Consider the following 12504-nt stretch of genomic DNA (forward strand, 5'->3'; position numbering starts at 1 on the left):
AGCGGGCGGGTGAGGGTACGGCCAAGGATTGAATATGGTCCCATCGCCGGTACCCTCACCCTTCCCACGCTTCGCGTGGGCCCCTTCCCTCTCCCGGGACGGGAGAGGGAATCAGCGGTCAGCGCACCAGTTCCTTCCACTTGGCGATGCCTTCCGCGACCTCCGGGCCGAGGTCGTCGCCGGTGTTGCGGGTCCACTTCAACTGGTCCAGCGACCGCCCTTCCGCCCAGGGCACGTCCTTACGCAGCGTCGGCCAGAAGTTCTTCTGGAGGATCATCGACACCTCCGTGGAATAAAGGAAGTTGGTGAACAGCCGGGCGGCGTTCGGGTGCGGGGCCTTCGCCAGAATGCCGGTGACGCCAAGGTTCAGGATGGCATCGTCGGACGGCGCCACCACGTCGATGGGGTTGCCGGCGGCCTTCTGGGTCAGCGTGTAGCTGAAGGGCGCGCCGGAGCCGACGACCCGCTCACCGGCCAGGATGTCGGTGACGGTGTCGACGTTGGACTGGCCGACCTTCGGCTTCTGCTTGCCGAAGGCGCGCAGGAAGTCGTCGCCGTACTTGCGGCGGATGGCGACCACCCAGTTCGCCACGTCGCCGGAGAAGGCCGGGCTGCCAGTGGTGATCTTGCCCTGCCACTGGTCCTCCAGCAGCGCCTGCCAGCTCTGCGGCGGGGACGGCACCTTGCCCGGCGCGTAGTTGATGCTGGTCAGGCTGATGGCGCCGACATGGAACATCTTGTCGGGGTCGAGGTTGCGGAAGGCGTCCGGAATGTGCACCCCGTCCACCGGCTCGAAGGGCGCCAGCGCGCCGATCTTCTTCAGCTCGGTGTAGTGCAGCATGTTGGTGGTGCCCAGCGAGTCGCACTCGTGGACGCCGCTCTGCAACTCCATGCGCAGGCGGGTGTAGACGGTCTGCGAGGCTTGGCGGAGCAGGTTGACCTCGATGCCCGGATACTTCGCCTTGAAGGCGTCGCGGATCGCCTCCATCGTCTGCTGCTCGTAGGAGCCCCAGTAGAGGGTCAGGGCGCCTTCCTTCTTCGCGGCGGCGTAGAGCGGGTCGTCCGCCGCCGACGCGATGCGCGAGAAGGCGGTGCCGGCCAGTCCGCCGGTCACCAGGGCGGTGCCGACGAGGCCGCCGGTCTGGAGAAGGCGGCGGCGCGAGAATTCCATCATGTTGCCAATCCCTGTCTTGTTGTTGCGGTACCGCCGTTTCGGCGTCGTTCTTCGTTCTTGCGCGAAAATCAGTAGTCGCCGGTGGTCGCCCCGCCGTCGGCGACGATGGTCTGGCCGGTGACGTAGGCCGCGTCGTCGGACGCCAGGAAGGCGACGACGGCGGCGATCTCCGCCGGCTTGCCCAGGCGCCCGATGGGTGTCTTTTCCAGCCATTGCGCGCGCACAGTGTCGGGCACGCCCTCGACGATGGCGGTCTCCACGACCCCTGGAGCGACGGCGTTGACCAGGATGCCGCGGCGTGCCCCTTCCAGGGCGGCGGTGCGGGTCAGCCCGACCACCCCGGCCTTGGAGGCGGAGTAGTTGGCCTGCCCGAAGGTCCCCAGGATCGACGTGGAGGCGATGTTGACGATGCGCCCCCAGCCGCGGTCGCCGATCAGCCGGAAGGCCGTCTGGCAGCCCAGCCAGGTGCCGCGAAGGTTCACGTCGATGACGGCGCTCCATTCCGCGTCGGTCATCTTGGGCAGCGAGCGGTCGCGGACGATGCCGGCGACGTTGACCATGATGTCCACGCCCCGGAAGGCCTCGGGCAGGCCGGTCACGGCGGCGCCCCAGCTTTCCCGGTCGGCGACGTTCAGCGCGGTGGCGTGGGCCTGAGCCCCTTCGGCGCGCAGCGCGGCGGCGACACTCTCGGCGGCCTCCGCCCCGATGTCGGCGACGACGACCGCCGCCCCTTCCGCGGCCAGCCGCTCGCAGACAGCGCGCCCGATGCCGCCGCCGCCGCCGGTCACGAAGGCGACATGGCCGGCGAGGCGGTTTGACTGTGCGGTGGCGGAACTCATGCCTGCGCCTCCTTGCGGGCGATGGAGAGCACGTCCTCGCCCTCCTGCACGGTCTCGCCGCGCTGGTTCTTCACGGTGATGGCGACGCGGACGATGCCGCGGTCGGGCTTGGAGGCGCTGGGGCGGACCTCCGCCACCTCCGCCTCGTAATGCACGGTGTCGCCGGCGAAGACCGGGCCGACGAAGCGGCGGCGCGTCTCCAGGAAGGCGAGAATCGCCCAGTCGTCGATGGCGGAGCGCAGCCCGGTGCTGAGCGAGTGGGTCAGCATGCCGTGGGCGATGGTCCGCCCGAAGCCGTTGGCCTTGGCCGCCTCGGCGTCCATGTGCAGCGGGTTGAAGTCGCCGGTCAGCCCGGCGAACCAGACGATGTGCGCCTCGGTGACGGTGACGCGCGAGGAGCGCGTCCGGTCGCCCGGCTTGATGTCGTCGAGATGGATGGCGGTCATTCTAGGGCACCCTCAGTCGGAAGTCCGCGGGCGGAACACGGGGAGGCTGGTCGCCTCGTCGAGCTGGTGGAAGGCCACGGCGAGCGGCAGGCCGGCCCGCAGATCGGCCTCCGCCACCCCCTCGACGCGGGAGAAGACGGTGACGCCCTCCTCCAGCCGGATCAGGGCGCAGACGTAGGGATCGCCGCGCTGGTTGCCGCGATGGACGACCGAATAGGTCAGCAGCTCGCCGCGCCCGCTCGCCTCGACCCATTCCGGGCGGGCGTGCGGGGCGTGGATGGAATGGGCGCGCGGGTACCACTGGAAGCGCCCGGTCTCCGGGCAGCGCTGGATCAGGAAGCGCCCCTCGCGCGCCGCCTCCCAGAAGGGGGCGGAGGTCTCGTCCTGGACGGGCGGGATGGTCATGCTGGTCGTTGGGGCGGTCATCGGGGCACCTTACCGGGCAAGGATGGCGGTGGCGGCGGAGCAGAAGGTGCCGCCAAGCCCATGGGCCAGGGCGATGCGCGCGTCGGTCACCTGGACGCCCGGCCCCTCGCCGCGGAGCTGGCGGACGCTCTCGATCAGCGTGAAGATGCCGCGCTTGCCGGGGTGGTTGGACGACAGCCCGCCGCCGTCGGTGTTGGTCGGCAGGCTGCCCCCCAGCGTCAGATTGCCGTCCGCGACGAAGGCGCCGCTCTCCCCGCGCCCGCAAAAGCCCAGATCCTCCAGCGCCAGCATCGGCGTGATGGTGAAGGCGTCGTAGATCTGCGCCACGTCGATCTCGCCGGGGGTCAGCCCGGCCATGGCGAAGGCGCGCGGGCCGGACAGCGCCGCCGGGGTGGTCAGGTCGTCAGGGATCTGGCTGTTCTGGGTGCGCGCCACGGCGGCCCCGTAGCCGACCAGATGGACCGGCGGCTTCTTCAGGTCGCGCGCCCGCTCCCGGCTGGTCATCACCACGGCGCCGCCGCCGTCGGTCACCACACAGCAGTCCAGCCGGCGCAGCGGCGACGCGATCATCGGCGAGGCCAGCACGTCGTCCACCGTGATCGGCTTGCGCAGCCGGGCGTCGGGGTTCTTCGCGGCGTGCTCGCGGAAGGTCACGGCCACCTGGGCAAGCTGTTCCGGCGTGGTGCCGTAGAGATCCATATGGCGACGGGCGAACAGGCCGTAGGTTGAAATCAGCGTCGGCGCGTAGGGAATTTCGTACTGGCCGGGGCCGGCGGGGAAGACGAAGGGGTCGAAGGACGGGCTGCTCAGCGGCCACCAGCGCGGGCAGGCGGCGTAGCTGATGACCACCACCTCGGCCAGCCCGGTGGCGATGGCCGCCGCCGCCTGTCCGGCCTGAAGGATGTAGGAGCAGCCGCCGACGTCGGTGCTGTTCACGTAGGTCGGCGCGATCCCGATGTATTCGGCCAGTTCGACCACATCCATGGTGCTGCCGCCCTCGGCCCAGTCGCCGGAGGCCGCGCACAGCCCGTCCACGTCCTTCAGCGTCAGCCCGGCGTCGTCCAGCGCGCCGAGGATGCATTCCATCTGAAGGGCGAAGGGGTGGACGCGCGGCGCATCCCGGCGGGGCGATTCAAAAACGCCGGCGATGGCCGCCTTTCCCGAAAGATCGATCACGCGCGGGTTGTCCTTTCCTGGTTGTGGAAGGCCGCGCATCGCTGCCGCGACGCGCGCCGAGCGGCTTCAGTGGACAGGCGATGAGAGTAAAGAGGCCGCCCGCCTCGGAAATCATGAAGACTATCCGATGGCCGGCAGAGTTTTCGATCAGGCCGATCCGCTCCCGGCAAGATCAAGACTACCGGACACAGTTCGTGTCACAAGCAGAAAAAACGATGCGGTCCGGTGCACGGAACGCACCAATGCTGCGCCCAACGAATCCGCGGAACGGTGCCTTCCATGCACCGGATTGGGCCAAACTAAGCGATTGTTTTCCGGCCGCCGTGGCGCAAGCCTTTGGGTATCGCATTCCCGCCGCCGCCCTGGACCGGACCGGTTTCCAGCCGGGCGCGCGGCCCCGCCCGGACCGCCTGCGCGGCGCCCGGCCATCCGAAGGATCATGCATGCTCAACACCGATACGCAACGCCGCGAAGGCCCCCTGGCCGGCGTGCGCGTGGTCGATCTCACGCACATGTTGGCCGGCCCCTACAGCACGTGGCTGCTCGGCGCGCTGGGAGCGGAGGTCATCAAGATCGAGCGTCCCGGCAAGGGCGATTTCACCCGCATCATTGCCCCCTTCAGCGATGAGGAGAGCATTTACTTCCTCAGCGTCAACCGCAACAAGCGGAGTCTGACGCTCAACTTGAAGGAGGAAAAGGGGAAGGAGATTTTCAAAAAAATCGTCGCCACCTGCGACGTGCTGGTGGAGAACAACCGGGCCGGGGCGATGGACCGGCTGGGGCTGGGCTACACCGATCTAAAGGCGGTCAATCCACGGCTGGTCTACGCCTCGATCTCCGGCTTCGGGCAGGACGGCCCCTACCGCCACCGCCCTTGCTTCGACGTGGTGGCCCAGGCGATGTCCGGCATGATGAGCATCACCGGCGAGCCAGGCGGCGATCCCTGCCGGGTCGGCGCGTCGATCGGCGACATCGGGTCCAGCCTGTTCGCCGCCGTCGGCATCCTCGCCGCCCTGCAGAAGCGGGCGAGCACCGGCGAGGGCAGCTTCATCGACGTGGCGATGCTCGATTGCCAGCTCGCCCTGATGGAGAACGCCATCGCCCGTTTCCTGAACGCCGGGGAGACGCCGCGGGCGCTGGGCAGCCGCCACCCGCTGATCGCCCCCTTCCAGGCCTTCCCCACCGCCGACAAGCCGATCGCCATCTGCGTCGACACCAACGAGCAGTGGGACCGGATGTGCCGCGCCATGGGGCTGGAGCATCTGCTGTCCGACCCGCGCTTCCCCACCGGCTCGGCCCGCAACGCCAACCATGCGGAGCTGGAGCCGCTGCTGCGCGAGGTCTTCCTCACCCGCGGGCGCGACGCTTGGCTGGACGCGATGGAGGACGCCGACGTGCCGGCCAGCCCGATCAACAGCGTGCCGGACGCGCTGAGCGATCCCCAGGTGGTCCACCGCAAGATGGTCGTGGAGGTGCCGGAGGGCTCGGGCAAGCGCTTCGCCGCCGTGCCGATCACCATGCCGGAGGCCCCTCTGCCCGCCGAAAGCCCGGCGCCGCGGCTGGGCGAGCACACCGACGCCATCCTGGCGGATCTCGGCTTCAGCCCCGACGAGATCGGCGCCTTCCGTCGCGACGCGGTGGTGTGATGGCCGGCGGCGCGGGGGGAGAGCGGCGGGTGGCGGGCGGCGAAGGGGCGCGTGCGGTGCTGGCGGAAATGTTTCATACTGCCGCCGGGATCGCCCCCAGCCTCGCCCCGGCTTCCGTCCACAGCCCAAAGGTCCGCATGGCGCGCCGCCTTCCGCCCCTTCTCGCCCTCCGCGCCTTCGACATCTTCGCCCGGCAGGGCACGGTGCGGGCCGCCGCCGACGAGCTGGCGGTGTCCCACACGGTGGTGTCGCGCCACATCCAGAATCTGGAACAGGCGGTGGGGGTGAAGCTGGTGGCGAAGTCGGGGCGCGGCCTGTCCCTGACCCGCGAGGGCATCCGCTACGCCGCCCAGCTCCGCCGCGCCTTCGACCTGATCGGCGAGGCGAGCAACGAGCTGCGCAACGGCGGGATGGAGGCGGTGCACATCTGCTGCCTCGCCGGGCTGGCGTCGCGCTGCCTGCTCGCCCGCCTGCCGGAGTTGGAGGAGGCGCTGACCGGGCGGGAGGTGATCCTTCAGCCGACCTCGACCCGCCCCGACTTCAGCCGGGAGGAGGCCGACGCGGAGATCATGTATCTGGAGGACGGCGGCTCCGTCGCCGACGGGCTGCGCTCGGAAATGTTCGCGCGGCCGCGCATCCTCGCCATCGCCAGCCCGGAGTTCAAGGCGCGCTACCCGGACGTGCGCACGCCCGCCGACCTCGTCGGCCTGCCGCTGATCCACGAGCAGTCCACCGGCATGTGGGAAGCCTGGCTGGAGGAGGCCGGCATCGCCGACATTCCCCGGCTGCGCGGCCCCCGGCTGTGGCAGGCGCACTTGACCATCGAGGCGGCCCGGCTGGGGCGCGGGGTGGCGCTGGTCAGCGACCTGCTGGTGACCGAGCCGCTGGCCAACGGCGAACTGGTGGAGATGGTGGACAGCAACGTCACCATCGGCGGCTATTACTTCATCGCCCCGGTCCACCGCTGGAACACGCCGGTGATCTCGGCCATCCGGCAATGGCTGCGCGGCGTGTTCCCGCCGGACCAGACCTCCACCTTGTAAGGCACTTCCATGACCCAGGACCACGCCCTGCCGCCGGACATCCTGCCGTCCGACATCCTGCTGTCCGGCGTGCACACCGTCGACGAGAGCTGGATCGACCTCTACGGCCACATGAACATGGTGCGCTACGTCGCCCTGTTCGACGAGGTCGGCTATGCCCTGATGGAGCAATGGGGGCTGGGCGAGACCTACACGCGGGACGAGGGGCTCGGCCTGTTCGTCGTCGATGTGGCGGTGCATTACCGGCGGGAGCTGCGCGCCGGCACGCCCTTGCAGGTGGCCCTGCGGCTGCTCGACGCCGACGACAAGCGGCTGCTGAGCCTGCTGGAGATCCGCCGGACCGACGACGGCACGGTCGCGGCGACCATGGAGCAACTGTCGATCCACGTCGATCTGGGCACCCGCAAGGTGACGCCCTTTCCGCCGACGCTTGCGGAGCGCCTGCGCGCCCTGGCGACGGTCCAATCCGCCCATCTCCTGCCGCCCCGCCACCGGCGACGGCTGCACATCCGGGGATAGCAGCGCCCGCAATCGCCTTTATGACCCTCGCCCCTCCGGGGAGAGGGAGGGGACCCGCGCCGTAGGCGTGGGGAGGGTGAGGGGGCCGGTGCGCCTTCGGTGCACCGCCAAGGGGCATGCTGCCCCTTGGCAATCCCCTGGCACAGGCTGCGCCTGTGCTGCCCCCTCACCCTGACCCTCTCCCCGGAGGGGAGAGGGGAACTTCAAACGCGACAGCGAGGCGGCCAAAACGGTTGCCGGCCGGCGGGACCTTCACGATATGTCCGCCATGACTCATCTGCGCATCGCGTTGCGGCTGGCTTGGCGGGACCTGCGGGGCGGCGTCGCCGGACTTTGGATCGTTGTCCTTGGCGTGGCGCTGGGGACCGCCATGATGGCCGCCATCGGCTCGCTCAGCGGCGGCGTGCTGGACGGAATGCGGGCCACCGCGCGCGAGGCGGTCGGCGGCGATCTCTCCCTGCGCCTGTTCCACGCCCCGGCGACGCCGGAGCAGCGGGCCGTCCTCGACACGATGGGCAGGGTCGGCGAGACCGCGGAACTGCGACCCGTTGCCTCGGCGGTGAACGGTGACACCCGCGCCCTGGTCGAGCTGAAGGCGGTCGAGGAAAGCTACCCGCTGGTTGGCACGGCGGCGGTGTCCGGCGCCGCGTCCCTCGCCGAGGCGCTGGCCCATCGGGACGGGCGATGGGGAGCGGCGGTGTCCGCCGACCTCCTCGACGCGCTGGCGCTGGGCGTCGGCGACCGGCTGCGGCTCGGTGCCGCCGAGGTCGCGATCCGCGCCGTTCTGGAACATGAGCCGGACCGGACCTTCCGCGCCTTCTCCCTCGGCCCGCGCGTCGTCATCGACCGCCGGGCGCTGAACGCGACGGGCCTCGCCGAGCCGGGGATGCCCGTCTACTGGTATTATCGCCTCCTCCTGCCGGAAACGGCCCGCTCCGACGAAGTCCTGCGCGATCTGGAACGCCGCTTTCCCGACGCCGGATGGCGGATTGTCGACGCAGCCCACGGCATTCCGGGCGTGGACCGCACCGTGCATCTCGCCCGCGCGCTGTTCCTTCTCGGGTCGCTGTCGATCCTGCTGATCGGCGGTGTCGGCGTCAGCCGGGCGCTGTCGGCGCACCTCGCCCGGCGGTTGCCGGTCCTGGCGACGCTGAAGGCGCTGGGCGGTTCGCCACGCCTTCTCTTCACCGCCTTCCTGATCCAGACGCTGGCGGTGGTCGGCGTGGCGCTGCTGATCGGCCTGGGCACCGGCGCCCTGCTGGCCGCCATGGCCGTGAACGCGCTGCCTCTCGACTGGATGCCGGAGACGGGCGGCGCCGTCGATCCGGCGGCCCTGCTGTTGGCGGGGGCGGTCGGGCTGCTGGTGGCCCTGCTCTGCGCCGTGCCGCCGCTGGCCCGCGCCGCCGGAACCAGCCCCGCGGCGATCTGGCGGGGAGTAGTGGACGACCGGACGCGTTCCGTGGGCTGGCGGACCCGTGGCGCCATCGCGCTGCTCGGGCTGGCGCTCACCGGCCTTCTCGCCGCCTGGACGGGGATGCCGATCGCGGTCGCCGGTTTCCTCCTTGTCGCCGGGCTGGTGGCGGCGGGGTTCGCGCTGCTCGGGCGCGGGCTCGCCAGCATGGCACGCCGGCTGGCGCACGGACGGCGACCGGTGGTCCGGCTGGCCGTCGCCAACCTCGGTCGGCCCGGTGCCCCGACGGTCCCGATGGCGGTCGCGCTGGGCATCGGCCTGACTCTGCTGGTGGCGGTCGGTGTGGTCGGACGGTCGGCGACCGGCCATGTCGCGGCGACGCTGCCGGCGCTGACGCCTTCCGTCGTCGTTCTGAACATTCACCCGCCGGACGGAAAGCGTCTGAGCGAACACCTGTACGCCCTCCCCGGCGTCGAACGGGTCAAGACGGCGCCGTTCCTGCACGCCCGGATCAGTCGCCTCAACGGCATCGCCATCACCGAGGCGGACGCCCCGCGCTCCGTCGGCTGGGCGGTGCGCGGCGACCGTGGACTGTCCTGGCGCGACCGCCCCGCCCCCACTGACCGGATCGTCGCGGGGAGTTGGTGGCCCGAGGGCTATACCGGCCCGCCGCTCGCCTCGCTGGACGCGCAGGTCGCCCGCCGGCTGGGGCTGTCGGTGGGGGACCGCCTCACGCTGGCCCTGGCAAGCGGCCCGGTGACCGCGACGGTCGCCAACCTCCGGCGCATCGACTGGACGCGGCTCGACCTGGACTTCCCGGTTCTCCTCTCCCCCTTCCCCGAACCGCCGCCGCACAGCCTCGTCACTGCCGTCTGGTCCTTGCCCGAAGCGGTTCCGGCGGTTGAGGCGGCGGTGACGCAGGCAATCCCGCAAGCCCCCACGATCCGCGTGGCGGAGGTTCTGGACACGCTCGGCTCGACCGTCCAGACCGTGCGAGGGCTTCTCGACGGCCTGTCCGCCGTCGCTCTCGGCGCGGCGGCCGTGGTCCTTCTCGGCGCCATCGCCAGCAGCGCCCGGCGCCGGCTTCAGGAAATGGCGATCCTGCACGCCCTCGGGGTCGGGCGGCGTTCGATGGTCCAGGCGGTGGTGCTGGAGTTCGTCCTCCTAGGCGCCGCCGTCGCCGCGGTCGCGGTGCCGCTCGGCTGGGTCGGCGGCGCGGCGGTGGTCGCCGGCCTTGCCGAGGGCGCTCCCCTCCCCGGAGGCGCTGTTCCCCTGGCCGCCTTTCTTGGCACCATCGCCGCGATGGCGGCGGTCGGGGCCGTGCTGGTGGCTTGGCTGCCGCGACGGAACGTGATGCGGCGCCTGCGCAGCACCCCCCTGTCCGCCTGATCCGCCGGCCCGTCAGGCCATCTCCGCCGCCGGGATGATGTCGTCGGTCAGCAGGGCGTTGAGCAGGCCGACATGCCCATCCGACCGCGCCGGGCGGGTGGGGTCGGAGGTGACGACGACCGTCAGCCCCAGGCTGGGCACCAGATAAAGCATCTGCCCGCCATAGCCGCGCGCGTAGGCGATGCGGTGCCCCTTCGCCTGGGCGAGGAACCAGCCGTACCCGTAGTCGTCGCCGGAGAAGGGAGAGCGCGTGCGCGGCACCCAGGAATCCCGCACCCAGGCGGTGCTGATGACCGGCTGCCCGTTCCACAGCCCGCCCTGCCGCCACAGCTCGCCGAAGCGGAACAGGTCGAGCGGCGACAGCGCCATGTTGTTCCCGCCGAGATAGAAGCCCTGCGGGTCGCGCGTCCATGACGGCACCTCGATCCCCAGCGGCTCGCCCAGCCAGTCCCGCGCCAGGGACAGCAGGCTGCGCCCCGACGCGCTGGACAGCGCCGCGCCCAGCAAATGGTAGCTCCCGGTCGAATAGAGCATGCGGGCGCCCGGCTCGGTGACGAAGGGACGGCGCAGCGCGTCGGCGATCCAATTGCGGCTGTTGATCCAGCGGCCGTAGCCCGGCCCGGAGGTCGGTTCCAGACCGGCCTGCATGGTCAGAAGGTCAGCGATGGTGATCCGGCGCACCCGTGGATCGACGCCCGCCGGAACCAGTCCCGGCGCCGCCTCGGCGAGGGTGACATCGACGCCGCGCAGGACCCCGCGGTCGATGGCAATGCCGGCGAGCGAGGCGGCAATGGTCTTGGACACCGACTTGACGTTCACGGCGCGGTTCACCGCCGGTCCCCGGAAAGCCTCCGCCGACACCACCTCGCCGTTCCGCCCGATGACCAGCGCGTGGATCTGTTCGAGCCCGGCCGCCCGTTTGACCGCCCTTTCCAGCAGCACCGGATCGAACGCGGCCCCGGCCGCGGGTTGGGCGGCAAGCAGCGGGCGCATCAGGCCGCCGAGGGACGCGGCAGCGACGGCGGCAAGGACGGTGCGGCGGCCGAGCCGCAACGGCGAGTTCGAGGTCATCCCGGATATGTGGTCCCGCGTCGCTGCCATCCAAGATTGCCCGAGAGGCCCTGATCGGACTTTGTCCCACCCGGCGCCGCACACGCCGCTTGCCTCCCCACCCCATGGGAACATATTAAGAACATGCAAGCAGCGTGGGATGGGATGATGGACGACGCCTTGATCGAGAAGCTCGGCATTCTGGCCGACGCGGCGAAATACGACGCCTCCTGCGCCTCGTCCGGCGCCAAGCCGCGGCGCGGCGGCAAGGAGGGGCTGGGCTCGACCACCGGCGCCGGCATCTGCCATGCCTACACGCCGGACGGGCGCTGCGTCTCGCTCCTGAAGATCCTGCTGACCAACCACTGCCTGTTCGACTGCGTGTACTGCATCAACCGGCGCTCCTCCAACGTCCGCCGCGCCCGCTTCACGGTGGAGGAGGTGGTGGAACTGACCCTCGGCTTCTACAAGCGCAATTGCATCGAGGGATTGTTCCTGTCCTCCGGCATCATCCGCTCGCCGGATCACACGATGGAGCAGATGATGCTGGTGGCGCGGACCCTGCGGCGCGACCACGGCTTCGCCGGCTACATCCACCTGAAGACCATTCCCGAAGCCAGCCCCTGGCTGATCGAGCAGGCCGGGCTGTGGGCGGACCGCCTGTCGATCAACCTCGAACTGCCTTCCGACCACAGCCTGAAGGCCTTCGCGCCGGAGAAGAACGGCGGCACCATCAAGGCGGTGATGGGGCAGGTCAACGAGCGCATCGTCGAGGCCAAGGAGGAGCGCCGCCGCTTCTCCCCCGCCGGCCAGAGCACCCAACTCATCGTCGGCGCCGACGACGCCACCGACCGCTCGGTGCTGGAGACCAGCGGCACGCTCTACCAGCGCTACGGGCTGCGCCGCGTCTACTACTCCGCCTTCAGCCCGATCCCGGAGGCCAGCTCTGTGCTGCCGGTCAAGCCGCCGCCTTTGCAGCGGGAGAACCGGCTGTATCAGGCCGACTGGCTGCTGCGCTATTACGGCTTCACCGTGGAGGAGATCGCGTCCGGCGGCGAGGGCGGGATGCTCGACCTCGGCATTGACCCCAAGCTAGCCTGGGCGCTGAAGAACCGCGAGCGCTTCCCGGTGGACGTCAACCGCGCCGACCGCGAGATGCTGCTGCGGGTGCCGGGGCTGGGCGCGCGCGCCGTGGACAAGATCCTGTCGGCGCGCCGCCATACCCGCCTGCGCATGGAGGATCTGGGGCGGCTGTCGAACGGGCTGCGGCGCGCCCGCCCCTTCCTGATTGCCGCCGATTACCACCCCGCGGGCGGGCTGACCGACCGGCTGGACCTGCGCCAGCGCTTGGTCACGCCGTCCAGCCAACTGAGCCTGTTCTGACG

General features: G+C 70.7%; 11 protein-coding genes. 5 read left to right on the plus strand and 6 right to left on the minus strand.

Annotated features, from left to right (window positions below; genetic code table 11):
- Window positions 1-118: 118 nt before the first annotated feature.
- From D3869_RS24515 to D3869_RS24535, 5 genes are all read right to left on the minus strand, one after another.
- Window positions 119-1174, minus strand: a complete 1056-nt coding sequence (locus tag D3869_RS24515) for an ABC transporter substrate-binding protein (RefSeq protein ID WP_137142385.1) — start codon at window positions 1172-1174, stop codon at window positions 119-121.
- A gap of 68 nt (window positions 1175-1242) precedes the next feature.
- Complete coding sequence (locus D3869_RS24520) at window positions 1243-2013, minus strand: SDR family oxidoreductase (protein ID WP_137142386.1); 771 nt, start codon at window positions 2011-2013, stop codon at window positions 1243-1245.
- The gene (locus tag D3869_RS24525; protein ID WP_014242262.1) at window positions 2010-2459 is read right to left on the minus strand and encodes a MaoC family dehydratase; all 450 of its coding nucleotides are present in this window, start codon (window positions 2457-2459) and stop codon (window positions 2010-2012) included. The genes D3869_RS24520 and D3869_RS24525 overlap by 4 nt, the downstream gene beginning before the upstream one ends.
- Window positions 2460-2471: 12 nt before the next feature.
- Complete coding sequence (locus tag D3869_RS24530) at window positions 2472-2885, minus strand: Zn-ribbon domain-containing OB-fold protein (protein WP_137142387.1); 414 nt, start codon at window positions 2883-2885, stop codon at window positions 2472-2474.
- A 9-nt stretch (window positions 2886-2894) separates the two neighbouring features.
- Entirely contained in the window at window positions 2895-4061 is a 1167-nt protein-coding gene (locus D3869_RS24535; protein WP_247895953.1) for an acetyl-CoA acetyltransferase, read from the minus strand.
- Window positions 4062-4504: 443 nt separating this feature from the next.
- Here D3869_RS24535 and D3869_RS24540 point away from each other — a divergent pair, with 443 nt between their 5' ends.
- The 4 genes from D3869_RS24540 (at window position 4505) to D3869_RS24555 (ending at window position 10069) form a co-directional block, all read left to right on the plus strand.
- Window positions 4505-5707 carry a CaiB/BaiF CoA transferase family protein gene (locus tag D3869_RS24540; RefSeq protein ID WP_175426594.1) on the plus strand — a complete coding sequence of 401 codons (1203 nt, stop codon included), beginning with the start codon at window positions 4505-4507 and terminating at the stop codon, window positions 5705-5707.
- A gap of 137 nt (window positions 5708-5844) precedes the next feature.
- Window positions 5845-6750, plus strand: a complete 906-nt coding sequence (locus D3869_RS24545; RefSeq protein ID WP_094305700.1) for a LysR substrate-binding domain-containing protein — start codon at window positions 5845-5847, stop codon at window positions 6748-6750.
- A gap of 9 nt (window positions 6751-6759) precedes the next feature.
- Window positions 6760-7269 (plus strand): thioesterase family protein, encoded by a 510-nt coding sequence (locus D3869_RS24550; RefSeq protein ID WP_137142389.1) that lies wholly within the window; start codon window positions 6760-6762, stop codon window positions 7267-7269.
- 259 nt (window positions 7270-7528) lie between these two features.
- Window positions 7529-10069, plus strand: a complete 2541-nt coding sequence (locus tag D3869_RS24555) for an ABC transporter permease (protein ID WP_137142390.1) — start codon at window positions 7529-7531, stop codon at window positions 10067-10069.
- A gap of 12 nt (window positions 10070-10081) precedes the next feature.
- Here D3869_RS24555 and D3869_RS24560 read toward each other — a convergent pair whose 3' ends face one another.
- Entirely contained in the window at window positions 10082-11140 is a 1059-nt protein-coding gene (locus D3869_RS24560) for a serine hydrolase domain-containing protein (protein ID WP_175426595.1), read from the minus strand.
- A 147-nt stretch (window positions 11141-11287) separates the two neighbouring features.
- Between D3869_RS24560 and D3869_RS24565 the strand changes: the two genes are divergently transcribed.
- A complete protein-coding gene (locus D3869_RS24565; RefSeq protein WP_137142391.1) occupies window positions 11288-12502 on the plus strand; it encodes a putative DNA modification/repair radical SAM protein in 1215 nt (404 codons plus the stop codon).
- Window positions 12503-12504: the final 2 nt, after the last annotated feature.

Origin of the sequence: Azospirillum brasilense (assembly GCF_005222205.1) — a bacterium.
GTDB lineage: Bacteria > Pseudomonadota > Alphaproteobacteria > Azospirillales > Azospirillaceae > Azospirillum > Azospirillum brasilense_G.

Excerpts from the sequence above, each read along its gene's own strand:
- D3869_RS24515 (WP_137142385.1), bottom strand. The coding sequence starts at position 1,174 with ATGATGGAATTCTCGCGCCGCCGCCTTCTCCAGACCGGCGGCCTCGTC.
- D3869_RS24520 (WP_137142386.1), bottom strand. The coding sequence starts at position 2,013 with ATGAGTTCCGCCACCGCACAGTCAAACCGCCTCGCCGGCCATGTCGCC.
- D3869_RS24525 (WP_014242262.1), bottom strand. The coding sequence starts at position 2,459 with ATGACCGCCATCCATCTCGACGACATCAAGCCGGGCGACCGGACGCGC.
- D3869_RS24530 (WP_137142387.1), bottom strand. The coding sequence starts at position 2,885 with ATGACCGCCCCAACGACCAGCATGACCATCCCGCCCGTCCAGGACGAG.
- D3869_RS24540 (WP_175426594.1), top strand. The coding sequence starts at position 4,505 with ATGCTCAACACCGATACGCAACGCCGCGAAGGCCCCCTGGCCGGCGTG.
- D3869_RS24545 (WP_094305700.1), top strand. The coding sequence starts at position 5,845 with ATGGCGCGCCGCCTTCCGCCCCTTCTCGCCCTCCGCGCCTTCGACATC.
- D3869_RS24550 (WP_137142389.1), top strand. The coding sequence starts at position 6,760 with ATGACCCAGGACCACGCCCTGCCGCCGGACATCCTGCCGTCCGACATC.
- D3869_RS24555 (WP_137142390.1), top strand. The coding sequence starts at position 7,529 with ATGTCCGCCATGACTCATCTGCGCATCGCGTTGCGGCTGGCTTGGCGG.
- D3869_RS24560 (WP_175426595.1), bottom strand. The coding sequence starts at position 11,140 with ATGACCTCGAACTCGCCGTTGCGGCTCGGCCGCCGCACCGTCCTTGCC.
- D3869_RS24565 (WP_137142391.1), top strand. The coding sequence starts at position 11,288 with ATGGACGACGCCTTGATCGAGAAGCTCGGCATTCTGGCCGACGCGGCG.